The 23,038-nt window shown below is 71.3% G+C and carries 21 protein-coding genes; 11 read left to right on the top strand and 10 right to left on the bottom strand.

What is annotated here, in order from left to right:
- Positions 1–160: 160 nt before the first annotated feature.
- Together ACFYMM_RS17460 and ACFYMM_RS17455 are read right to left on the bottom strand one after the other, a co-directional pair.
- Complete coding sequence (locus ACFYMM_RS17460; protein ID WP_388387236.1) at positions 161–1,033, bottom strand: GyrI-like domain-containing protein; 873 nt, start codon at positions 1,031–1,033, stop codon at positions 161–163.
- A 109-nt stretch (positions 1,034–1,142) separates the two neighbouring features.
- Entirely contained in the window at positions 1,143–2,402 is a 1,260-nt protein-coding gene (locus ACFYMM_RS17455; RefSeq protein WP_388387234.1) for a SpoIIE family protein phosphatase, read from the bottom strand.
- A 121-nt stretch (positions 2,403–2,523) separates the two neighbouring features.
- On the opposite strand from ACFYMM_RS17455, the gene ACFYMM_RS17450 reads away from it, so the two are divergent.
- Positions 2,524–3,165 (top strand): carbonic anhydrase, encoded by a 642-nt coding sequence (locus tag ACFYMM_RS17450; RefSeq protein WP_388387232.1) that lies wholly within the window; start codon positions 2,524–2,526, stop codon positions 3,163–3,165.
- Between the two features lie 94 nt (positions 3,166–3,259).
- Here ACFYMM_RS17450 and ACFYMM_RS17445 read toward each other — a convergent pair whose 3' ends face one another.
- Positions 3,260–4,246 (bottom strand): L-threonylcarbamoyladenylate synthase, encoded by a 987-nt coding sequence (locus ACFYMM_RS17445; RefSeq protein WP_388387230.1) that lies wholly within the window; start codon positions 4,244–4,246, stop codon positions 3,260–3,262.
- A 251-nt stretch (positions 4,247–4,497) separates the two neighbouring features.
- On the opposite strand from ACFYMM_RS17445, the gene ACFYMM_RS17440 reads away from it, so the two are divergent.
- Positions 4,498–5,409 carry a hypothetical protein gene (locus ACFYMM_RS17440; protein WP_388387227.1) on the top strand — a complete coding sequence of 304 codons (912 nt, stop codon included), beginning with the start codon at positions 4,498–4,500 and terminating at the stop codon, positions 5,407–5,409.
- A gap of 136 nt (positions 5,410–5,545) precedes the next feature.
- Here ACFYMM_RS17440 and ACFYMM_RS17435 read toward each other — a convergent pair whose 3' ends face one another.
- The gene (locus tag ACFYMM_RS17435; protein ID WP_388387225.1) at positions 5,546–6,373 is read right to left on the bottom strand and encodes a class I SAM-dependent methyltransferase; all 828 of its coding nucleotides are present in this window, start codon (positions 6,371–6,373) and stop codon (positions 5,546–5,548) included.
- A gap of 207 nt (positions 6,374–6,580) precedes the next feature.
- Positions 6,581–7,327: a TetR/AcrR family transcriptional regulator gene (locus ACFYMM_RS17430; RefSeq protein ID WP_388387223.1), complete on the bottom strand. Its 747-nt coding sequence runs from the start codon at positions 7,325–7,327 to the stop codon at positions 6,581–6,583.
- A 96-nt stretch (positions 7,328–7,423) separates the two neighbouring features.
- Here ACFYMM_RS17430 and ACFYMM_RS17425 point away from each other — a divergent pair, with 96 nt between their 5' ends.
- Entirely contained in the window at positions 7,424–8,287 is an 864-nt protein-coding gene (locus ACFYMM_RS17425) for an NAD(P)H-binding protein (RefSeq protein ID WP_388387220.1), read from the top strand.
- Positions 8,288–8,298: 11 nt separating this feature from the next.
- Here the strand turns inward: ACFYMM_RS17425 and ACFYMM_RS17420 are convergent, their stop codons facing one another.
- Positions 8,299–8,715 (bottom strand): Beta-galactosidase C-terminal domain, encoded by a 417-nt coding sequence (locus ACFYMM_RS17420; protein WP_388387218.1) that lies wholly within the window; start codon positions 8,713–8,715, stop codon positions 8,299–8,301.
- Between the two features lie 449 nt (positions 8,716–9,164).
- On the opposite strand from ACFYMM_RS17420, the gene ACFYMM_RS17415 reads away from it, so the two are divergent.
- The 5 genes from ACFYMM_RS17415 to ACFYMM_RS17395 all read left to right on the top strand — a co-directional run bounded on the left by ACFYMM_RS17415 (position 9,165) and on the right by ACFYMM_RS17395 (position 15,690).
- Positions 9,165–10,208 (top strand): LacI family DNA-binding transcriptional regulator, encoded by a 1,044-nt coding sequence (locus ACFYMM_RS17415; protein WP_388387216.1) that lies wholly within the window; start codon positions 9,165–9,167, stop codon positions 10,206–10,208.
- A gap of 207 nt (positions 10,209–10,415) precedes the next feature.
- Positions 10,416–12,464, top strand: a complete 2,049-nt coding sequence (locus ACFYMM_RS17410) for an RICIN domain-containing protein (protein WP_388387214.1) — start codon at positions 10,416–10,418, stop codon at positions 12,462–12,464.
- Positions 12,465–12,705: 241 nt separating this feature from the next.
- Positions 12,706–13,899 carry a cytochrome P450 gene (locus ACFYMM_RS17405; RefSeq protein WP_388387357.1) on the top strand — a complete coding sequence of 398 codons (1,194 nt, stop codon included), beginning with the start codon at positions 12,706–12,708 and terminating at the stop codon, positions 13,897–13,899.
- A 72-nt stretch (positions 13,900–13,971) separates the two neighbouring features.
- The gene (locus ACFYMM_RS17400; RefSeq protein WP_388387212.1) at positions 13,972–14,172 is read left to right on the top strand and encodes a ferredoxin; all 201 of its coding nucleotides are present in this window, start codon (positions 13,972–13,974) and stop codon (positions 14,170–14,172) included.
- 351 nt (positions 14,173–14,523) lie between these two features.
- Positions 14,524–15,690 (top strand): alanine--tRNA ligase-related protein, encoded by a 1,167-nt coding sequence (locus ACFYMM_RS17395; RefSeq protein WP_388387210.1) that lies wholly within the window; start codon positions 14,524–14,526, stop codon positions 15,688–15,690.
- Between the two features lie 30 nt (positions 15,691–15,720).
- Here the strand turns inward: ACFYMM_RS17395 and ACFYMM_RS17390 are convergent, their stop codons facing one another.
- On the bottom strand, positions 15,721–18,129 hold the full coding sequence (locus tag ACFYMM_RS17390; protein WP_388387208.1) for an Orn/Lys/Arg decarboxylase N-terminal domain-containing protein: 2,409 nt from the start codon (positions 18,127–18,129) through the stop codon (positions 15,721–15,723).
- Positions 18,130–18,315: 186 nt separating this feature from the next.
- Positions 18,316–19,194 (bottom strand): UbiA family prenyltransferase, encoded by an 879-nt coding sequence (locus ACFYMM_RS17385; RefSeq protein ID WP_388387206.1) that lies wholly within the window; start codon positions 19,192–19,194, stop codon positions 18,316–18,318.
- Positions 19,195–19,302: 108 nt separating this feature from the next.
- On the opposite strand from ACFYMM_RS17385, the gene ACFYMM_RS17380 reads away from it, so the two are divergent.
- Genes ACFYMM_RS17380 through ACFYMM_RS17370 form a run of 3 tightly spaced genes read left to right on the top strand, consistent with a single transcriptional unit; the run spans position 19,303 to position 21,945 of the window.
- Complete coding sequence (locus ACFYMM_RS17380; RefSeq protein ID WP_388387204.1) at positions 19,303–20,379, top strand: type III polyketide synthase; 1,077 nt, start codon at positions 19,303–19,305, stop codon at positions 20,377–20,379.
- Between the two features lie 7 nt (positions 20,380–20,386).
- Complete coding sequence (locus ACFYMM_RS17375) at positions 20,387–20,935, top strand: isoprenylcysteine carboxyl methyltransferase family protein (protein WP_388387202.1); 549 nt, start codon at positions 20,387–20,389, stop codon at positions 20,933–20,935.
- Entirely contained in the window at positions 20,920–21,945 is a 1,026-nt protein-coding gene (locus ACFYMM_RS17370; protein ID WP_388387200.1) for an NAD(P)/FAD-dependent oxidoreductase, read from the top strand. The genes ACFYMM_RS17375 and ACFYMM_RS17370 overlap by 16 nt, the downstream gene beginning before the upstream one ends.
- Positions 21,946–21,987: 42 nt before the next feature.
- On the opposite strand, the gene ACFYMM_RS17365 is transcribed toward ACFYMM_RS17370, so the two are convergent.
- Together ACFYMM_RS17365 and ACFYMM_RS17360 are read right to left on the bottom strand one after the other, a co-directional pair.
- A complete protein-coding gene (locus ACFYMM_RS17365; RefSeq protein ID WP_388387198.1) occupies positions 21,988–22,233 on the bottom strand; it encodes a hypothetical protein in 246 nt (81 codons plus the stop codon).
- Between the two features lie 41 nt (positions 22,234–22,274).
- A complete protein-coding gene (locus ACFYMM_RS17360) occupies positions 22,275–22,952 on the bottom strand; it encodes an SDR family NAD(P)-dependent oxidoreductase (RefSeq protein WP_388387196.1) in 678 nt (225 codons plus the stop codon).
- Positions 22,953–23,038: the final 86 nt, after the last annotated feature.

Below are 23,038 nucleotides of genomic sequence, written 5' to 3'. Positions count from 1 at the left end.
CGGCCCCCCATGGCTCACAAGCCAGGCCACGGAAAGCGGCATGACCGGTCTAGCCGTCGACACCGATAGGTGGGGCTGCCATCGCCTGCCTCGGCCCGACCGGGGCGGGAGCTCCGAGGCCGGGCGCCTCGCCCTCGGAACGTCACCTGGCGCCGGCTCCTCAGGCCGTGGTGCGGGTCACCGGGATCCACAGCTGCGCGTAGGACTGTGCCGGGTCGTCCTGAGACTGGCGGGTGCGCAGGATCTCCGGCCCAGGACGGTACTCGTACGGGTTGGACGGGATCCACTGGGCGGCCACGGCACCCCACATCCGCTGCAGCGCCTCGGGGAACGGCCCGGTGTTCTCGAACACGGCCCAGGTGCCCGCCGGGCACTGCAGCACGTCGAGGTCCTCGGGCAACTCGGCGACGGTGGTCACCACGGCGTGGTAGTAGTCGAGTTCGCCGCCCTCCTCGAAACCGTCCGACAGACGCACGGTCGCCGACACCACTCCCTCCGGGTCCTGGTCCGAGAGCCCGGCGATCCGCAGCATCGTCTCCCGCGGGATGCTCTGGATGTGCTCGGCGATGTGCGGGTTGACGCCCTGGAAGATCAGCGGGACGCGGGCCCTCTTGCCGACGACCCGGAATGCTTCCTTCTCCACGATGCGGTATCGCATGATGCTGTTCCCTTCGACGGTGAGGCGGAAGGACAGCCGGGGCTGCGAGTTCAGAGCCGCGCCGGTACGCCTGGCCTCGCCGGGACCGACACCGTGCACGGCACGGAACGCCCGGGCGAAGGCCTCCCCCGAGGTGTAGCCGTAGCGGATCGCGATCTCCAGCAAGGTCGGTTCGCCGGCCAGCACCTCGGCCCCCGCGACGGTAAGCCGCCGACGCCGGATGTACTCCGACAGCGCCATCCCCGCCAGTGACGAGAACAGCCGCCGGAAGTGGTACTCGGACGTGACCGTGATCCGGGCCAGCGCGGCCACCTCGATGTGCTGGTCGAGGTGGCTCTCGATGTGCTCCATGGCCTGGTTCAGCCGATCCAGCAACCCCGGCCTCCTTCCCTTTCGATCACCAACGTTAGGAAGGACCAAGCCTGGCGCACCCGACATCCTGTGCCCGCTCCGGTCGGGTGCTCGGCGCCGTCGCCTCACCTGATCAGTACGGTCGGGTCGTTCGGTCCAGGCGGACGACGACGATGGCGATGTCGTCGTCGGCGCCACTGGCCACGTCGAGGCGGGCGAGGAGGGCGTCGGCGAGGTGCTCCGCGCCGAACCCGGTGCAGGTGGCGAGCGTGGAGGTCAAGCGGCTCAGGCCGACGTCGATGTCCTCGTCGCGGCGCTCGATCAGACCGTCGGTGTAGAGGACGAGGGTGTCGCCACGGGTGTAGTTGGCGTTCGCCTGGGGGCGGGGGACGTGCTCGGGGCGGGCGCCCAGGGGTGGGTCGGTGGCCTGGTCGAGCAGGTCGTGGGAGCCGTCCCGGTGCAGCAGGACGGGTGGGGGGTGGCCTGCGCTGCTGTAGATGAGTAGCTGGCTGTGGCTGTCGACGAGGACCTGGACTGCGGTGGCGGCCAGTGCCCCTTCGACCGAGCGGGCGTACAGTCCCAGGACCTCCAGTGCTTGGGCGGGCCCGTGGACGGTGCGGGTGGCGGCGCTCAGCGCGCTGCGGAGCCTGCCCATGACGGTGGCGGCCGTCAGCCCGTGGCCGACCACGTCGCCGACCGTGACCGTGAAGCGGTCCGCGGGCAGGTCGACCGCGTCGTACCAGTCGCCGCACACGTTCAGTGATCCGGTCGCGGGCAGGTAGCGCACGGCGATATTGGGATGCCGGGCCAGGTCCGGGGAGTGCAGCATGGCTTCTTGGAGGGCGACGGCGATGCGCCGTTCACGGGCATGGGCCCGGCGTAGTTCCTCGTTCAACTGCTGCAGTTGTCGCGCCCTCACGTACAGCTCGGCTTCCATGGCCGCTTCCCGGCCGGGGCTGACCGACGGCAGGTGCGCCGCGCGGCGGGCGCGGACTATGTCGGTCATGTCCTCCGAGCGGTGGATGATCCAGGCGACCTTTCCGTCCGGGCCGAGGACGGGCACGTTGATCGCCGTCCACCACCGCTCCTTGAACCCCTCCGGGTTGCCGAGTACCGGGATGTCGTACTTCTGCAAGGTCATGTGATCGGTCTGGCCGGAGGCCAGGACACGGTGCAGCGAGCTTTTCAGCGTCTCCACCCCGTCGGCCTGCGGGTCGGCGGGATTGTCCGGGAAGGCGTCGAAGAGGTACTGCCCCAGCAGCTCGGGCAGGCTTCGCCCGGTCACCTCGCAGAACGCCGGGTTGGCATCGGCTATCACCAGGTCCGTGCCAAGCACCAGGCACGGACTCGGAAGGGCGGCGAACACGCCTGGGTAGTCGATGTTCGGTGTCACACGCATTCCCTGCCAGTCGCTCGCTCTTCAATCTACGAAATGTCCAGCTCCCGCGCCCGCCGAGCTCGCTCGTCGGCCCCCGGGTCGCGCGTCCGCGCCGGGCCTGCCGTAACCTGCGGCCATGACAGAGATCCAGGCCTCGACGCCCCGTGAAGCCTTCGAGCTGCTGCTGGCCGGCAACCAGCGGTTCATCGCCGGTGCTCCGGACCATCCGAACCAGGACGCCACCCGCCGCACCGAGGTCGCTCCGTCCCAGCGCCCGTTCGCCGTGCTGTTCGGCTGCTCCGACTCCCGCCTGGCCGCCGAGATCATCTTCGATCGCGGTCTGGGCGATCTCTTCGTCGTGCGCACCGCCGGCCACGTCATGGGCCCGGAAGTGATCGGCAGCATCGAGTACGGCGTCGACGTGCTGGACTGCCCCCTGGTCGTGGTCCTCGGCCACGACTCGTGCGGGGCGGTCGGCGCGGCGTGCGCCGCGCTGGAGGACGGCGTGGCACCGGCCGGTTACATCCGTGACGTCGTCGAGCGCGTCACTCCCAGCGTGCTGGCGGCCAGGGCCGCCGGACGCGTGAGTGCCGAAGAGATCCTCGCGGAACACATAGGGCACACCGTCGACCTGCTGCTGGACCGCTCCCGCCTGCTGTCCGAGCGGGTCGCCGCCGGGCAGGCCGCCGTGGTGGGCCTCTGCTACGGCCTGGCCGACGGGACGGCACGCCTCGTCGCGTCCCGTGGCCTGGACATGCCGGTCGCCCCGGCTCTGTAAGGATCAGTGGCGGGGTTACGCGGACCGGCCACGGGGTGCCCACCGGGGTGGTGGGCACCCCGGCAGGCACGACACCGTTCGGCGTCGGTTCCGGTCACACGGAGTGCCGGGGCCCCGCGGCGCGGCGGAGCCGGTTGGCGATCGCGAGTCCCAGGCCCTCCTCCGCGGGCAGGGACGCGATGATCAGGTCACACCCCTGCCGGTCGAATTCGCGCAGGAACCCGTACAGCCCGCGCGCGTAGGCGGCCGTCGAATCGGGGACCGTGACCACGGAGTGCGCCTTCGGCGCGGCGCCGGCGCAGGAGGGGGGAAGGAAGACGCCCACCTGGTGTCCCAGCTCCTGCGCGAGCACCGCTTCGGCGACGACCTTCTCGGGCTCGACGAGGACGACCCGCGCACTCGGCGCGTAGTGCGACGGGTGCTGGCCCGGCACCCGTACGTGGCTCGTCGAGGGGACGGCGAGCGGGTGTCCCAGTACCGCTTCGAGGTCCTCGCGCGTCACCCCGCCGGGCCGCAGGATGCTCGGGATCTGGCCCGTGGCGTCGACGATGGTCGACTCGACGCCGACCTCACAGGGGCCGCCGTCGAGCACGAAGTCCACGGCATCACCGAGTTCCGCCCGGACGTGGTGCGCCGTGGTGGGGCTGACCTGGCCGAAGCGGTTGGCGGACGGGGCCGTGACACCGCCACCGAAGGCCGACAACAGTCCGAGTGCGTCGGGGTGGTCGGGCACACGCACGGCCACCGTCTCAAGGCCACCGGTGGCTTCGAGGGGCACCCGGCGGCCGCGTCGCAGGACCAGCGTGAGTGGCCCCGGCCAGAAGCTTTCGGCCAGCAGACGTGCCGGCGCCGGCACGTCCTCGACCCAGTCGTCCAGCCGCTCCGCGCCGCCGAGGTGAACGATCAGCGGATGGGAGGGCGGACGCCCCTTGACGTGGAAGATGCGGGAGACAGCGGCGGGATCCTCGGCGTTGGCGCCCAGACCGTAGACGGTTTCGGTCGGAAAGGCCACCAGCCCTCCGGCGCGCAGCACACCGGCCGCCTTCTCAATATCACTGGTTCTTGCCGTCACCCTGGCCATCCTAATCCTGGGTGCGGGCGGCTCGGTCCGGTCCCGCCAATGGGCGGGGTGGGCCCCTGGCACAGAGGCGAGGCGCGCACACCTGTCCCGGCGGCCACGCCGTCCTCTGCTCCCAGCGGTTGGCCGAAACTGCAACTGCCGTCGCTCGAAACCCAGTTGTCGCAGGTGTCGCTGATTGACAGACTCGCTCCGCCGACGCAGAAAGCGCGTACATCGGCAACGGGGCACGTCATCTCTCAGGGGGATCATCCATGTCAGTCAACGCACCCAGACGCGTCTTCGCCCGTAGCACGGCCGTCCTCGTACTGGCCCTGGGCATGGCCACCAGCACGACCGGCCTGCTCTTCGGCGCCGACGCGCAAGCCTTGCCCATCGCCCAAGGGTCCTTCAGCTTCAGCGGCGACGAGGGCGACTACATCAGCGGCGGCCAGTCCTACGCTTACTCGACCGCGTCCCAGGACCGCTTGAACATCTCGGCGGACAACGCCGACAACGCGGTCCACCTCTCGGCCGACGGAGCGAACGGCGACTGGTGGACCCTGGATCTCGCGGCGCCCTCCGGCAAGGTCCTCGCGCCAGGCACCTACACCGGCGCCACCCGCTCCCCGTTCAACGCCCCGACCGAGCCGGGTCTGGACCTCAGCGGAAACGGGCGCGGATGCAACACGCTCACCGGTGAATTCACCATTTCCGACGTCGTGTTCGGCCCGCAGGGCTATGTGCAGAAGCTCGACGCCACCTTTGAACAGCACTGCGAGGGAGGCACCACCGCGGCGCGCGGTGAAGTCCACATCGACAACCTGGCCCCGCCGGCCCAGCTCGGCCTCGGCCTCGCCGTAGCCCTGGACGGCACCGCGAGCACCCTGAACGGCAACGCCACCTTGCACGGGACGGTGAGCTGCAACAAGCCGGTGCAGGTGGACGTTGCCGGAGACGTCACACAGGTGAAGAAGCAGAAGCTCATCCGCGGCTCCTTCACCACGTCGGTGTCCTGCACGCCGGACGCACCCGCGGCCTGGACCGCGACGGCCGTACCCACCGGGGACACGCCCTTCCAGCGCGGCGACGTGGAGGTCGATGGGCGAGCGACCGCCACGGACCCGGACTACGCGCAGCCGGTGACCGCCAGCCAGACGGTGGCCGTCCACCTCAAGCGCGCCTGAACCGAGCGCGGACCCGCCCCGCTGGATCCCATCCAGCGGGGCGGAGTGCCGCGAAGGGCGCCGAAGGCTCGGGCGCTTTTTGGCGGTGCCGGTCGTACGCGGCGTCAGCAGTCGCCCGTCCGTCCGAACACCGCTCTCAGCGGATCGCCAGCAGGCTGTACAGCAGTGGGATCCGGGGTTCGGGCAGGCGCCACCAGCCGGACGGTGTACGGACCATGTGCGGCCAGCGCGGCCACGGCAGCTCGTCACTCTCCCGGAGCCGCCGGACGGTCATCCCCGCCTCCGTCACCACGTTGACGACCTCGCCGATGCCGTGCATCCATTCGTAGCTGTCCCGCACGCCCTCGACCGCCGGGCCGTCGGTGTACGTGTACGTCGCATCGCGGTGGACGGGACCACGGCCGCCGAGATAGTCGTGGCGCAGCAGCAGCTCGGGGCCCTCACCGGGGGCGGCTTTCGGGCCGAGGGCGTTCAGGAGCGGGTGGAATTCGACGACGTAGAGTCGGCCGCCGGGGCGCAGCAGGCGGCTGACGGTCTGCGCCCACCGCGGGAGATCAGGGAGGTAGCACAGGGCTCCCTTGCCGGTGTAGACGACGTCGAAGCGCTGCGGGCCGAGAGCCTCGACCGCGTCGTAGACGTTCGCCCGTACGTACGTCACGTCGACTCCCGCCCGGTCCGCGACGGTGCGGGCCGCCGCGACGGACGCCGGGGAGAAGTCGAGGCCCACGGCCCGCGCTCCTCGGTGGGCGAAAGCGATCGTCTCGGTGCCGAGGTGGCACTGGAGGTGGAGAACGTCCCGTGCGTCGAGGTCCCCGAGGTCCTCCCATTCGAAGGGGGCGAACCAGCGCGCGGGGTCCAGGGCCTGTTCGAGGCCGTAGAACCGACTGGCCACGTGCACCGGGGTGCGCGCGTCCCAGTTCTCCTGGTTGGTCCGCATCAGCCGCTCGTGCTCATCGATGCTCATGGACGCCATCCAAGCGCGAGCAGCCGGTGTCGGACAGCCAATAGGTGGCCAGTGTCTCGGGCGCGCCTGGGCCGCGGCCCGGCGCACCGGGTGCGCGACCGCGGGCGCCGCGCTCCGGTCGGACATCCGCGGCCTGGAGCGACCGGTCGCCGTGGACGACGGCGGTGCCGCGCATCGTGGTCGTCCACGGCTGGGAGCCGTCGGCGATCAGCCGTCGGCGGCGAGGCGGTTCAGCCACTCCCGCAGCAGATGTTGCTCGGCGCTGCTGAGGTTCGTCTGGTCGGGCAGTGCGGCGCGCAGGGCGCGGGCGGCGCCGGCGGGCCCCGGGTCCTTCACGGCCGGCCGCTCGTTGGTGACGGCGGCGACCATGGACTCCCGGAGAGTGGTGAGCAGGGCCGGGTCGCGCCTCTCCTGGGGGAGGGACAGCCAGGTGAGCACGGCGCCCCGCGCCGTGGCGTGGATGATCTGGGCCGCGAGTTCCTCGTCGACGCGGAGCCGGCCGCCGGCGGCTAGGCGCCGGATGCGGCCCATCAGTATCTCCATGCCGGTCTTGAAGGCGGCCGATTCGGTCCGGGCGGGTTCGGCATACATCAGCGTGTACAGGGCGGGATTGGCCAGCCCGAACTCGATCGCGACGTCCCAGCCGGCTCTCAGATCCTCGATGGGGTCCTGAGGGTCCGGGTCGACATGCTTGGTTGCCAGAAACGCGGCGAAGCCGTGCTCGGCCACCGCGTCGAGCAGTCCGTCCTTGTCGCCGAACAGCCGGTAGATGGCCGGCGGCTGCAGGCCCGCGGCGTCGGCGACCGCGCGGGTGGTGACCGCGTCACGACCTCCGTGCGTCAACAGGTCGATGGCGGCCTCGATGACCCGTTGGCGGGTCTGCTCCCGGCCCGGGGACGCGGGGTCGGACCGGATGGCGGTGACGCCGTCTCCGTCGCGCGAACGTGCTGGCATGTATCGATGTTACTGCACTCTTGATTCCGACGTTAGTATCAGTGATACCTTGAAGTTGTTTCCGTCGGAAACAACCGTCGTGACAGGGAGCGCATCATGATCATTGTGACCGGAGCCAACGGGCAGCTGGGGCGTCAGATCGTCGAGAGGCTGCTCACGCGCATGCCGGCTCACCGAGTCGGCGTCAGCGTCCGCGACCCGCAGAAGGCGCAGGCGCTCGCCGACCGAGGGGTACGGGTACGACAGGGCAGCTTCACCGACGCCGTCGGCCTGGCCCATGCCTTCGAGGGCGCCTCGCAGGTCTTCATCGTCTCCGTCGACGAAATGGGCGAGGGGTGCGTCAAGCAGCACCGCACCGCGATCGAGGCGGCCGTCGCGGCGGGCGCCCGGCGCATCCTCTACACCAGCCAGATGGGCGCCGGCCCGACATCGCACTTCCAGGCCTGCCGCGACCATGCCGCCACGGAGGAAGCACTGCGCGCCTGCGGCGTGCCGTTCACCTCGCTGCGCAACGGCTTCTACGCCTCCAGCGCGGTGCGATTCCTCGGTCACGCGGCCGAGTCCGGCCGGCTCGCGCTCCCCGCGGACGGGCCGGTCGCCTGGACCGCGCACGCCGACCTCGCCGACGCGGCGGCCGCCATCCTGGCCGACGAAGGCCGCTTCGACGGCCCCACGCCGCCGCTGACGGGAGGACACGCGCTCACCTTCGATGACATCGCCGGTATCGCCACCGGGACAACGGGCCGCTCCATGACGAGGACCACCGTCCCCGACGACGAGTTCCGGGAGCAGCTGGTGAGCCAGGGTGCCCCCGCGGAGCTGGCGGACCAGTTGCTCGGCATCTTCGCCGCGAGCCGTGCCGGCGAGTTCGCCACCGTCGATCCGACACTGGCCGCCCTGCTCGGCCGCGAGCCCATCACCCTGGGCGCGGTGCTGTGCGAGCAACTGTCCGAAGGCTGATTCCCGAGCGGTCACCAGCCAGGGCCCGACGGGAGTGGTTCACGTGCCCTCTCCGGCCACCTCTTGGGACGGCGCCAGTTCGGGATCTCACCCCTGCCGGAGGCCAGGGGTGCGCAGGGCGTGGCTGAGCGTCGATGCCGTTGGCGAACTCGGTTCGCGCGCAGGGGCTCGCGGGCCACGGCGACGCCTCCTTCGGGGACCGTGACCGAGCCGGTGACCGGCTTTCCGGTGAGGAGTTCGAAGCCTTCGGCGGGAACCTCGGCGCCGTGGCCCGCGTGGTCGATGAGGAAGAGGCGGTCGGCGTCGGCACCGCGCCGCCGGACCACCTCGACGCCGGCGGGTGCCTCGCGGGTCGGCCGCACGCCTGACTCCCGGACGATGCGGTCCAGCACGGCGGCCAGCGTGGCGGGGTCCGATGGGTGTGCCATCTGCTCGCCCGAGAGGGTGAAGGAAACGGTCGACTCAACCAGAACCAAACACGATCGAACAAACTCGACCTGCGAACGCCTGGAGGCATGAACGTCCTGGGGACACCCTGTCAAGGCCCCGCGTCCAGCACGCCTTGGCGAACGACCGTTCCACGCCCCCACCCGCAGGCCCCCACACCGTCCGGCCCTCGGGCTTGCACCATCGCTCCCATCCCCGGGTCTGGGCAGCTGACGTGCACCGATTCACCGATGGACGCCTCGCCCGGAATCCCATGACCACTCACGCCACCGCGTCCACCGCCGCCGTCATCCCGTCCCACGACGAAGGCGACGTTGCGAGAACCCTTGACGTACCACCGTCGAGTGCGTAGATATGACCGCGCGGTCAGACCGCGGGGTCAGAGCACTGACCTCGGCCGGCACAGTTCTTCGATCATCCGGGACATCTCATGACATCAGGAGCGGACCCTGGCGCGGGTTCCCCCGCGCCGCGCAGCGCGGACGTGGCTCGGGTGGCCGGCGTATCGCGGAAGACGGTCTCCCGAGTTCTCAACAACGAGCCGTACGTCTCCGACGAGGCCCGCCGACGCGTCCTCGCCGCCGCCGAGGAACTCGGCTACCGACTCAACAACGCCGCGCGGGCGCTGGCATCCGGCCGAACCCGTTCCATCGGTGTGGTCTCTCTCGGCACCGCCGGCTACGGAACCGCCTCGCTCCTCGTGCACATCGAGCAGGCCGTACGGGATGCCGGGTACGCGCTCCGCGTGGTCAACACGCCGGACGGCGACCCGGACGGCATCGCGGCCGCCCTGGAGTCGCTCCTCGATCAGGGCGTGGACGGCATCGTCGTCTCCGAGCCGATCGTGGAGGGCAAGGTCCGTGTCCGTCTCGACGTCCCGGTCTGCTTCCTCGGGGCGCCGCCGGCCTTCCCCGCCAGCCGGACGGTGACCGTGGGGGTGGGCGCACACGATCTGGCACGGGCGGCCACCGAGCATCTGCTGGATCTGGGGCACGCGACCGTCCATCACCTCGCCGGTCCGCGGCGCTGGTACGCCACCAAGGACCGCATCGAGGGCTGGCGGGCGGCGCTCGCGGCCCGGGGCGCGCACGAACCGCCGCTGCTGAACGGTGACTGGTCTCCGGCCTCCGGGTACGCCGCGGGGCGGGCGCTCGCCTCCGACAGGTCGGTGACCGCGGTGTTCGCGTCGGGCGACGAGATGGCCATAGGCCTGATCCACGCGCTGCGGGAAGCCGGACGTCGCGTGCCGGAGGACATCAGCGTCGTGGGCTTCGACGGCAACCCTGTCTTCGCCTATGTCTCCCCTCCCCTGACCACCGCACGTCAGCCCTTAGAAGCCGCTGCCGCGGAAGGAATCCGCCTGCTCGTGCACGCCATCGAGCGGCCCGACGCCGATCTGCCGCCGGCGAGCGATCCCCCCGTCGAACTCGTCGTCCGCGGCTCGACCGCACCTCCGCCCTCCCACCGCCGCTGACGGCGACCCCGCACCTCCGCCGCCCCTCCGGCTGACGCGCCCTCGCACCTCCGCCGTCCCCTCGCCGCCGACGCGCCCCCGCACCACCGGATCCGTCACGCCGGCGCAACCTCTCCTGCCCTGGCATCGAGAGCTGCCGCGTACCTGTCCTGTCCTGTCCTGCCCTGTCCCGCACCCGTTCTGTTCCTCGCCTGTTCGGAGCCGCACATGTCCCCTGCCCGTCGAGGCGCCAGACCCGGCGCCGCTCCTCGTCCCATCGATCTCCTGGTCCTCCTCCTCACCCTGATGTTCGCCGCGGCGACTATGCTGCTGCCCGCCGCCGGCAGGGCACACGCCGTCTCCCGCCCCTCGCAGACCATGTACACCCCGCCGTCGAACGCGCCGGCCCCCGGCTCGCTCTACCCACGGGCGATACAGCTCCAGCACAGCGGATCGTCCAACGGCACGATCCTCGCCACCTTCGAGCAGTACACCTCCGGTACGCCTGTCTTCCCCATCTACCGCAGCACGGACGACGGCAACACCTGGTCGAAGATCTCGGACGTCGCCGACACGCAGAACGGCTGGGGCATGCGCTGGGAGCCCCAGCTGTTCGAACTGCCCACCGCGATCGGCAACTTCCCCGCCGGAACCATCCTCGTCGCGGGCGACTCCGTCCCCGGGAACCGGTCGGCGACCAAGATCGACATGTACGCCAGCACCGATCACGGACTGACCTGGAGCTTCGTCAGCAACATCGCCACCGGCGGCCAGGCCACCGCCAGCAACGGCTTCACCCCGGTGTGGGAGCCGTTCTTCCTGGTCTCCGGCAACAAGCTGATCGTCTACTACTCCGACCAGCGCGACCCGGCCCACGGCCAGAAGCTCGTCCATCAGGTCACCACGGACGGCGTCGGCTGGGGGCCGGTCGTCGACGACGTGGCGATGCCCACCTACAGCCAACGCCCCGGCATGGCCACCGTCGCGAAGCTGCCCAACGGCAACTACGTGCTGAGCTACGAGTACGGTGGCGCGCCGGAAGGCAACTTCGCCGTCTACTACAAGATCTCCTCCGACCCCGAGGCGTTCGGCAGCGTCACCGGCATCCCGCTGAGGACGACGGACGGCAACGTCCCCTGCTGCAACCCCTTCATCACCTGGCTCCCCACCGGCGGCCCCAACGGCACCCTGGTGGTCAGTGCGCAAAGCAGCACCGACCTGTTCCTCAACACCCAGAACGGCGCCGCCAACGCCTGGACCCGGATCCAGTCGACCGTCCCGGGCGGTTACAGCCGCGGCATGCTCCCGCTGCCCGACGGCCACAGCCTGCTGGTTCTCAGCGGCGGCTACAACGGCTCCGGTCTGAACCCCGTCTCCTACGGCACCATCGACCTGGGCGGTGGCATCTCCGACGGCGCCACCTACACCGTCGTCAACGCGGGCAGCAACCTGAATCTCACCATCGCGGGCGGCTCCACCGCCAACGGCACCACCGCCACCCAGCAGAACACCGACAACGCGACCGACCAGCAGTGGCGCTTCGCCCAGCAGCCCTCCGGCTACTTCAAGATCTTCAACGCCGCCAGCGGCAAGGTCCTGGGCGTGCAGAACCAGTCCACCGCCAACGGCGCCACGATCCTGCAATGGGACGACAACGGCACCGTCGACCACGAATGGGCCGTCGCCCCCCACCCCTCCGGCGGCTACACCGTCACCAACCGCCTCACCGGCAAGAACCTCGAAATCCCCAACGCCTCCACGGCCGCCGGCACCACCGCCGACCAATGGGACACCACCGGCTGCGCCTGCCAGCGCTGGACCCTCGCCCAGACCGCCCTGCCACCGCTCGGCACCGGTCAGTACGTGTTCGTCAACAAGAACAGTGGCAAGTACCTCGACATCCCGGGTGCCTCCACCGCCACCGGCACCGCGGCGGACCAGTGGCGCGACTCCGCCTGCAACTGCCAGCTGTTCACCTTCCAGTCCGCCGGCAACGGGGCCTGGACCATCAAGAACGTCAACAGCGACCTCAACCTGGACATCCGCGGCTCTTCCAGCACCGCGGGCGCGGCAGTCGTCCAGAACACCGCGTCCGGCGCCGATTCCCAGAAGTGGACCCTCACCGACGCGGGAGGCGGGTACTACAAGCTCCAGAACGTGCACAGCGCCCTCGTCGCCGGCGTCGCCCAGTCCTCCACCACCGACGGCGCGGCCGTCGTCCAGTGGAACAGCGTCAATGTCGACGATCAGCTCTGGAAGATCGTCCGCATCAACTGACCATCACGGGGAGACTCCTTCCCCACACCGACACCCGGGCCCGCCGAACAGACATCGGCGGGCCCGGGTCACTGCGGTATCGGCCGGCCGTGCCACACCCCGCCGCGCTTCGTACGCAGAGGTTTCACGCCATATTTAAGTCAGTCGCTTGAATGAGTACTCACTGTGGGATTGGCTGGGCTCGCCGGTCAGGCACGGACCTCTAGGAGCCCTCGTGAGTGAGATTCAGCAGGACCGTACGATGAGTTACCCGCTCACCGCCCCGGCGGCGCTGGAGCCCCCCGTCGAGTGGCCGGAGCTGCGTCGGACCTGCCCGGTGGCACATGTGACGCTGCCCAGCGGCGACCGGGCGACTCTGCTCACCCGCTACGGGGACGTCCGGCTCGCGCTGTCCGACCCCCGGCTGAGCCGTGCGGGCCTGGCCCGGCCCGACGCCGCCCGGATCACCGCCATCGAGACGGGCAGCATCTTCGACAGCCCGATGGCGAGGGCGCTCAACGCCGAGGGACCTGACCGCTGGCGGCGCATGGTCGGCAAGTGGTTCACGGCCAAGCGCATGCGGGCCCTGGTGCCCAGGATCGAGGCGATGGCCGACCGACTCGTCGACGACATGCTCGAGTACGGCCACCCCGCGGACCTGGTCCGGCATCTGGCCTTCCCGCTGCCGGTGTACGTCATCTGCGACATGCTCGGGGTCCCGGAGAGCGAGCGCGACGCCTTCAAGAACTGGTCCGACATCTTCCTCAACCTCTCCAAGTACACCGCCGCGGAGATGGAGGCGGCGCACCGCGACTTCGGCGCGTACATGTCCGGCCTGGTCGACGAGAAGCGCCAGGCCCCCCGCGACGACCTGATCAGCCAGCTGATCGCGGCCACCGACGCCGAGGGCCGCCCGATGTCCGACCTGGCTCTGGCCGCCACCGGCCAGGCCCTGCTGCTGGCCGGGCACGAGACCACCGCCGGCTTCATCACCACCATGGCGGCCGTGCTGCTGGCCGACCGCGACCGCTGGGAGCGGCTGCTGCTGGACCGCTCGCTCATCCGCTCCGCGGTGGAGGAGGTGCTCCGCTACGAGCCCTACCCGGGCTTCGGCATGCTCCGCTACGTCCACGAGGACACCGAGGTGCCCAGCGGCGCGCTGCTGGCCCAGGGCACCACCGTGGTGTGCAGCATGGCGGCGGCCAACCGCGACGCCGCTGCCTTCGGGGGCGCCGAGGAGATGGACCTGGGCCGTACCCCCAACGCGCACCTCGCCTTCGGTGCCGGACCGCACTCCTGCCTCGGCCAGCCGCTCGCCCGCACCGAGATGCAGACCGTGCTCGGGGTGCTGCTGCGCCGTCTGCCCGGCCTTGACCTCGCCGTCGCCCCGGCACAGCTGCGCCGCGTCGAAGGACTCATCACCACCCCGCTGCGGGAGCTCCCGGTCAGGTGGTGACGAGGGCGGCATCACGCCCCGCCCGAGCCGCGGGCGCGCACCAGCCCCATAGGATCACGAGGAGGAACTGCCATGAAGATCACCGTCGACGAGGTGAAGTGCTGCGGCGCCGGCCAGTGCGTGCTCATCGCCCCCGAGGTGTTCGACCAGCGTGACGAGGACGGCGTCGTGGTCCTGCTGGACGCCGAGCCGGCGGCCGAGCAGCAGACTGCCGTGCGGGAGGCCGCGAGTGTCTGCCCCGCCGCCGCGATCCTCCTCAGCGAAGAGGCGTGAACGCGTAGCGCCCGCGAGGCCCAGCAGCACCGGGCCGACCGTCACCGGGGCTCGGTGGGTGCCGTGCTCGGCCAACCCCTTTCGGGGGTGCGCGCCCTCCCGGAGGGAAATACATGTGCTCCCGAGGGACACGGCCTGTTATCTTCCCGCCATGAACGTCATGGGCCGAAGCATCACCGCGACCGCGCGAGCGACCAGCTCGCCGGTTGCCGCCGCCTGACCTTCCCCCTTTCCCATCGGCGACCGGAAACGGCCCGCCGGTGGTTCCGTGGCGTTCCTGCCCCGGTGTGATGACCGCGCGGTCCCGTTGTCCGGTGCCTCCCCCCGCTGTGACGCGAAGGAGCCACCCCCATGGACACGGACCTTGTGATTCGCACGTTCGTCGAGTACTTCGAGGAGCGTGACCATCGCCGGATCACCGGCTCGACACTGCTGCCGCCACCGGGCGATCCGGTGCTGTTCACCACCTCCGGCATGCATCCGCTCACCCCGTACCTGGAGGGGCGCCTTCATCCGCTGGGCAGACGGCTGGTCAATGTGCAGCGCTGTCTTCGGACCACGGACCTGGAGGAGGTCGGCGACGCCACCCATCTGACTGTCTTCGAGATGCTCGGCACCTGGTCGCTGGGCGACTACGACGGCTCCCTGAGCCTCGACTGGGGTTACGGGCTGCTCACCGAGGGGCTCGGTGTCGATCCGGGGCTGCTGCACGCCACCGTCTTCGCCGGCGACGGGCAGACCGGCCCGGACACCGCTTCCCTGGAGCTGTGGCAGAGCCGCGGCGTCCCCGTGGAACTCACCGTGGAGGACAACTGGTGGTCCAACGGGCCCGTCGGCCCGTGCGGACCCGACTCGGAGATCTTCCTCTGGACCGGTGACTCCCCGCCCATGTCGACGCCCACCCGCGACGACCGCTGGGTGGAGGTGTGGAACCACGTGATGATGCGCCACCGGCGGCTCCAGGACGGTTCCCTCGTGCCGCTTCCTCAGCCCAACGTCGACACCGGGCTCGGCGTCGAGCGGCTCGCCTCGCTGCTCCAGGGCAAGTCGTCCGTGTTCGAGTGCGATGTCTTCGAACCCTGGCGCCGTCTGGTACCGGCCCTGTGGCCGCTGGACGAACCGTCGCTGCGCCTGCTCTACGACCACTTGCGCTCAGCCGTGGTGGTCATCGGCGACGGGGTGCGCCCGGCCAACACAGGACGGGGCTATGTGCTGCGCCGCCTGCTGCGACGGGTGCTCACGGTGATGTGGCGGGATGATCCGTCGCGCCATCTGGGAGACCTGCCCGACGAGTTGATCACACACACCCTGGACCGCTTCCAGCAGGACGGGGAATCCGTCGCCGTACGTCGGCTGCTGATCGAGGAGGAGCGCCGGTTCAGCCGGCTCCTGAACCGTGGCCGGCAGGTCCTCGCCCGGTCCCGGTTCCAAGGCCCGTTGACGGACGAGGACTTCCACTACCTCCACGACACCCACGGCCTGCCGCGCGACCTGGTCATGAGCCTGCGTCAAGAATGATCAACGAACGCGAGCCGGCCGTCCCGGGCGTCACCCCCGCCGGGGAGGGCCCGGAGCCCGGTTCCGTTCGTCGTGGCCGCGTTGGGCCGGTGTCGTCGCTCGGCGCGTCGCGCTTGTTCCGTCGTTCGCGGTCGGTCGCAGGCATTCGATGAGGTAGTCGCCGGTGTCGGGGTCCACGGTCACGCCGTGGGTCTCGCTCCGGAATCCGGGGAAGCGGCGGTCGAAGGATTCCAGCGCGGTGAGGTAGCGCAGCAGGGGGCCGTCGGGGGCACCGACGCTCTCGCCGGGCATGAGGACGGGGATGCCGGGAGGGGTGACGGTGACCATGGCAGCGGCCACCTGGCCCGGCGCGTCGGTCAGCCGCACGCGGTGCGTACCGCCGCGGATCAGCCGCTGGTAGCACAGCTGCGGCGGGGCGACGGGTTCCGGCAACTGACGGAAGGCGGTGTCCAGCAGGTCGACGAGACGGGCCGAGCGAAGGTGGTCGTGCATGTCCTGGCACAGTTCGCGCAGGGTCCGGCCGGCGTAGCGCCCGGGGTGTTCGGCGACCAGCGCGGGGAGCACGCGGTCGAGGGGGGCGTCCTCGTCGTAGAGTGCCTTGAAGTCCATCAGGGCATCGAGGAGCGTGCCCCACTTGCCCTTGGTGATGCCCATGGAGAACAGCACGAGCGTGGTGTAGGTGTCGGTCTTCTCCACGACGATGTGCCGGGTGGCCAGGTAGGCGGTGAGCACCCGGGCCGGGATGCCCCACCCGGCCGTCTCGCCGGTCGCGTCGATGCCCGGGCAGGTCAGGGTGACCTTGATCGGGTCGAGCATGCAGTAGCCGTCGGTCAGTGCGGGGAACCCGTGCCAGGAGGCGCCGGGTTCCAGGTGCCAGCAGGACGGCTGCGTGTGCAGCAGGGCGGGGGGTGCCTCGTCGAACGGCAGTCGGGTGCCGGTGGTCGGGTCGGTGACCGTCTCGGGTTGCCACACGCCGAAGAACCATGGCGGCCGGTCGCCCGCCTCTTCGATACGGCGCCGGATGCGCACCATCTCCTGCCGGAACCGGACCGCCTCGGTCACCGCCTCGTCGATCAGCCAGCGGCCCTGCGGACCGTCCATCATCGCGGTCGCCACGTCCAGTGAGGCGAGCATCGGATAGAGCGGGGAGGTGGTGCCGTGCATCATCAGGGCCTCGTTGAACCGGTCGTGTTCGACGGGCGCCCTGGGAGCGGGCCTGACGTGGACCATGGCACTCTGTGAGAGCGCGGCCAGCAGTTTGTGGGTCGACTGGGTCGCGAAGACCGTCGGCCGGTCCGGCCCGGGGAAGGTGTGCTCGTCCACCGACATGCCGTAGCGGCCCGCGTAGAGGGGGTGGAAGCGGGCGTACGCGAACCAGGCCTCGTCGAAGTGCAGCCGTGGAGTGCTGGGGGCGAACGCCCGTGCCGCCGCCGAGGCGTCGTAACACAGGCCGTCGTAGGTGGAGTTGGTGAAGACGGCGTACTGGGCGTCCGGTGACAGGGCCTGCCCGGTCAGTGGGTTCGCCGCGATGCGGGCCGCGACCGAGTCCGCCGCGAGTTCCGCCGGGGGCAGTGGTCCGGCCAGGCCGTAGCCGTTGCGGGTGGGGATCAGATAGACCGGGCGTGCGCCCGAGACGACCAGCGCGTGCAGTACCGATTTGTGGCAGTTGCGGTCCACCAGCGCGATCTCGTCGCGGGTGACACTGAAGTGGCCGACCACGCGGTTGCAGGTGGAGTCCCCGTGCAGCACGAAGTAGGTGAGGTCGGCGCCGAAGACCCGGGCCGCGTTGCGTTCCGCCTCGCCGATCGGGCCGGTGTGCTCGAACAGCGAGCCGAGTTCGCCGACGGAGATCGACAGGTCACTGCGCAGCAGCCGTTCCCCGAAGTAGTCGTGGAACGCCCGGCCGGCGGGCGACTTCAGCAGCGCGACACCGCCGGAGTGGGCCGGGGTGTGCCAGGAGTACTCGTGCGCGTCGTCGAAACGGCGCAGTGCCCGGAAGAAGGGCGGCAGGACGGCTTCCCGGTAATGGCGCGCGGCGGTGGTGATCCGGCCCGCGATGAAGCCGGGGGTGTCCTCCAGCGGCCACACGTATCCCACGATCAGTTCCGACACCCACAGTGGCAGATCGTGTACGCCGTCGTCGCTCATCACCAGGAAGACCGGCAGATCCTGGAAGCGCCGGCCGATCGAGCGCAGCACCGAGGCACCCCCCGGCTCCCCCTCCCCGCCCCCTGCGGCGGGAAGGTCCCAGGCGACCAGCGCCGCGGTCAGCCCCGCCTCCGTCCGCAACACCGCTTCGGCGTCGGTCGCCCCGACCGCCCAGCGGACGCCGAACCCCCGCGCCTCGATCGCCTCACCGATGCCGGCCCACTGCTCCGAGCCGACCCCCGCGTCCCGAGGGTGCTCCCGCACCGCGACCAGAATCCCGCTGTCCGCCATGGGACCTCCTTCCCGGCGGTCCGTACCGCCGCCCCGGCTCAGTTTTGGGCAGGCCGGCCGGTCCCGGGGGCGTGCGGCGGTAAACCACCCGCACGACGGAAAGACGGCCACTCCCGAACTCCTGACCGAGCTTCGGGCGCTTCGCGGGTCAGCAGCCGTAACCGCAAGGCCGTGCCGTCAGGCGGGTCAGCTGAGACGTGCGCCGCGGAGTAGCAGGAGGGCGACGTCGGCAGCGGCCAGGCCCAGGCAGGCGAGGAAGGGTGTCCGGCTTCGCCCGGCCGGCCACAGGGCGGCGGTGAGCGAGAGCGCGCCGGCTGCCGCGAGCCCGACTCGTCCGGTAAGGCCGACGGGTCCGGCCGGCCCCAGGACCAGCACCGCGGAGCCCGCGCCGAGCGCCGCCGCCGCCAGCGTCCGCGCACCGCGGTTCCCGAGACGCTGGGGCAGGCCGCGGATGTCCGCCGCGAGGTCGTCGTCGATGTCCGGCAGGACGTTCGCGGCATGGGCCCCCACGCCCAGCATCGCGGCGCCGGCCGTCGCCCACCAGTGCGGCCGCGGGGCTCCCGGCAGGGAGAGGGTGACGTACGCGGGCAGCAGCCCGAAGGCGACGGCGTAGGGCGACCACGACCAGATGGTCCGCTTGAGACCGAGGTTGTAGCCCCAGGCGGCGGCCACGCCGAGCAGGTGCGCGCTTCCCGCCCGCCATCCGTTCCCGAGGGAAAGGGGCACGCACACCGCGAGGGCGCAGCCCGCCGCGGCCTTCACCGCCCGTGCGGAGGTCTCCCCGGCCGCCAGGGGTTTGTCGCGTCGCGCGGCGGCCACGTCCCGGCGGGCGTCGATCAGATCGTTGCTCCACCCAACCGACAGCTGTCCGGTGAGCAGGGCCGCCGCGGTCAGCGCGGTGCCGGCAGTGCCCCTTCCGGACGCGGCGGCCAGGGCGGTGACCACCGCCGTCACGGTCGCCGAGGGCGCCGGGTGAGCGGCCAGCAGCAGCCCGCCGACCGGTCCGAGCCCGCGGTGGCGCGATTCCGCCACGGCCGGCGGGTGCCTCGTTCCGACATCGTGCACGCCCCGATGCTAGGCCCGGCCGGCCCGCTCCTTCTGCCGCCGCGCGCGCGAAATGCCGGTGACACTCATTTCATGAGTGACATTCACATATCAACCTATTCTGCTCTTATGACGCATATCGTCGCCGTCCAGGGCGTGCTCCCGGCGCACCGCTACCACCAGCGTGAAATCGCCGATGCCCTCGCGGCGATGTGCCGTCCCGGAGCCGACGGCACGGCGTGGGACCGTGGCACGCTGGATCGGCTGCACGCCACGGCATGCGTGCGCACCCGTCATCTCGTCCTGCCCCTGGAGCGGTACGCCCTGCTGGACGGTTTCGGTCAGGCCAACGACCTGTTCATCGAGGAAGGCCTGCGGCTCGGCGAGGAGGCCCTGCGCGCCGCCCTTGACCAGGCCGGCCTCGCCCCGGACCAGGTGGACCTCGTCTTCGCCACCTCGGTCACCGGCATCGCCGCCCCGTCGCTGGAGGCCCGGCTGGCCGGACGCCTGGGACTGCGGCCGGACGTGAAACGGGTGCCCGTCTTCGGCCTGGGCTGCGTCGCCGGCGCCGCCGGGCTGGCCCGGGTCCACGACTACCTGCAGGGTCATCCGGACCAGGTCGCGGTACTGCTCTCGGTCGAGCTGTGCTCCCTCACACTCCAGCGCGGTGACACCTCCGTGCGGAACATGGTGGTCGGCGCGCTGTTCGGTGACGGCGCCGCGGCGCTGGTCGCCGTCGGCCGGGACCATCCCCGGCTCCGGGAGTGCGCCGGACCCCGCGTGGTGGCCACTCGCAGCCGCCTTTATCCGGGCACGGAGCGAGCCCTGGGCTGGGACATCGGCGACCGTGGCTTCGCGATCGTGCTCGGCGCCGAACTGCCGGATCTGGTCCGGCTCCACCTGGGCGAGGAGGTGCACTCCTTCCTGGCCGCGCACGACCTCAAACCGGACGACATCACCGGCTGGGTCTGCCACCCCGGCGGCCCCAAGGTACTGGAGGCACTCCAGGAGACCCTCGGCCTCGGGCCGGCATCGCTGGAGCTGACCTGGCGCTCGCTCGCCCACGTCGGCAACCTCTCCTCGGCTTCCGTGCTGCACGTCCTGCGCGACACCCTGGACCTGCGCCCGCCGCCCCGCGACACGCCAGGCCTGCTGCTGGCGCTCGGGCCCGGCTTCAGTTCCGAACTCGTACTCCTGCGCTGGTAGGTGACGGATGACCGGTTACACCGTGCTGATCCTGCTGGTGGCCGCCGAGCGGATCGCCGAGCTCGTCGTCGCGCGCCGCAACGCGGCCTGGAGCCGAGCGCACGGCGGTTTGTCGTACGGAGACGGCCACTACCCGGTGATGGTCGCCCTGCACACCGGACTGCTGGCCGGCTGCCTCGTCGAGACCCACCTGTCCGGGCGTCCCTTCCTGCCGCTGCTCGGCTGGCCGATGCTGGCGCTCACCATCGGGGCCCAGGCACTTCGCTGGTGGTGCATCAGCACCCTCGGACCGCGCTGGAACACCCGGGTCATCGTCGTGCCCGGTCTGCCCCTGGTCGACAGCGGCCCCTACCGGCTGCTGCGCCACCCCAACTACCTCGCCGTGGCCGTGGAGGGACTCGCTCTCCCCCTGGTCCACGGGGCATGGTTGACGGCGACCGGCTTCACCCTGCTCAATCTGCCTCTGCTGGCCGTCCGGCTCCGCTGCGAGAACGCGGCACTGGCCCTGTCCGCCCCTCCCCCGGCCGCCGCGACCTCGTCATGCTCGACCTGCTGATCGTCGGCGGCGGACCGGCCGGGCTGGTCACCGCGATCCACGCCGCCCGTGCCGGACTCGACGTGGCCGTGGCCGAACCCCGGACGACACCGATCGACAAGGCCTGCGGCGAAGGACTGATGCCGGGCGCTGTGCGGGCCCTCGCCGAACTGGGTGTCACCCCGCCCGGGCACCCCCTGCGCGGCATCCGGTACCTCGAAGCCGATGAGGGCCGGCGAGCGGAGGCCGTCTTCCGTCACGGGGACGGCCTGGGCGTGCGGCGCACGGACCTGCACTCGGCCCTGGCCCGCCGGGTGGCGGAACTGGGCGTCCCCGTGCACCCGGTCAAGGTCGATCCGGTGACGGTCCGGCAGGCCGCCGGCAGCGTCACCGCGGGCGGGCTGACCGCCCGTTACCTCGCCGCCGCGGACGGCCTGCACTCACCCGTCCGCCGCCACCTCGGCCTGGCCATGCCGGATTCTCGGCCGCCCCGCTACGGGCTGCGCCGGCACTTCGCCATCGCCGCCTGGACCGACCACGTGGAGGTCCACTGGTCCGCCCGAGCCGAGGCCTACGTCACCCCGCTGGGACCCGGACTGCTCGGCGTGGCCGTCCTGACCGGCGAACGGGCACCGTTCGACACGCACCTCACCGGTTTTCCGTCCCTGACCGCCCGCCTGCGCGCCCACGCCTGCTCCCCCGTACGGGGCGCCGGACCGCTGCGGCAGCGGGTCCGCAGCCGGGTGGCCGGCAGGATCCTGCTGGTGGGCGACGCCGCCGGTTACATCGACGCGCTCACCGGCGAGGGCATCTCCCTCGCCCTGGCCGGCGCCGCCCAGCTCGTCCGCTGCGTCCGCGACGGACGGCCCCTCGACTACGAACGCGCCTGGCGCCGAGCCTCCCGCCGGCATCGCCTGCTCACCGACGCGCTGGTACGGGCCCGCGCCCATCCCCGGCTCGCCGGCCTGATCGTCCCGGCCGCCGTACGACTGCCTTCCGTGTTCGCCGGGCTGGTCAACGGCCTGTCATGACGTGCGGCGCGGACTCACCCCGGCCGCACCACACCTGCGCCGTCAGGGACCGATGCGTCGAGTGAGTGCTTTGACGAGGTCGGTCGGGCAGGGCTCGGCGTCGCCGCTTGAGTGTGTCGGCCGTGGCGGGGATGCCGGCCTGACGGCGAGTTGGGAAGTGACGTCGTAGCAGAGGTCGGGGATCGCCCGGCCGGGGTCGCGCAGGAACGGGTAGCGGGCGAAAGCGCGGCCGGCGTCGACGAGGACGGGGGTGGCGGCCCTGGTCCGGGTGAGTTGATGCTCTTGCATTCCCGCACGGGGGAATACGTCCGCGGGCCTTCGCATCCGTCTCAGACGGCGTTCAGTCCTCCGTCCACCACCAGGCTCTGCCCGGTGATGTAGGAGGCCCGGTCGGAGAGCAGGAAGGTGACGGCTTCGGCCACTTCCCAGGCGGTTCCCTGGCGTCCCAGCGGTATACGGGCGAACGAGGAGGAACGCGTCGCCCGCCGGGCCGAGGCCTCGCGGCCCATCGGGGTGTCGATCAGGCCCGGGACGACCAGGTTGGCGCGGATCCCGCGCGGCGCGCCTTCCTTGGCGACATGGCGGGTCAGGCCGAACAGACCCGCCTTGGAGCTGTCGTAGGCGGGCGAGCCGGTGGCCGCGCGCAGTCCGGCCACCGAGCCGACGAAGACGATCGACCCGCCGTCGGCGACCGCGGGCAGCCCGTACTTGGCGGCGAGGAAGGGGGCGCCCAGGTTGACCGAGAGGACCCGTTCCCACTGCTGCGGTGAGGTGTCCCCCAGGCCCGTGCCGAGGCCGATGCCGACGTTGACCACGATCCCGTCGAGCGTGCCCAGCGCGCGGCGGGCCTCGGCGACCATGGCCGAGGACTGACCGGGATCCGTGGCGTCACCGGCCACGGTGACACCACGGGCGCCCTCCTCACCGACCAGGGCGGCGGTGGCCGCCGCAGCGGAGCGGGAGACGTCGGCGCAGGCCACGTCGGCCCCCTCGCGGGCGGCGAGCACGGCACCGCCAGCCCGTTGCCCACGGGCGCCTCGGGATCGTCGCTGGGGCGGGTGCCAGCGCCGATGACCAGTACGTTACGGCCGGT

Source organism: Streptomyces sp. NPDC006739 (assembly GCF_042869815.1).
Lineage (GTDB): Bacteria > Actinomycetota > Actinomycetes > Streptomycetales > Streptomycetaceae > Streptomyces.
This window is presented reverse-complemented; position numbering and strand designations above follow the sequence as displayed.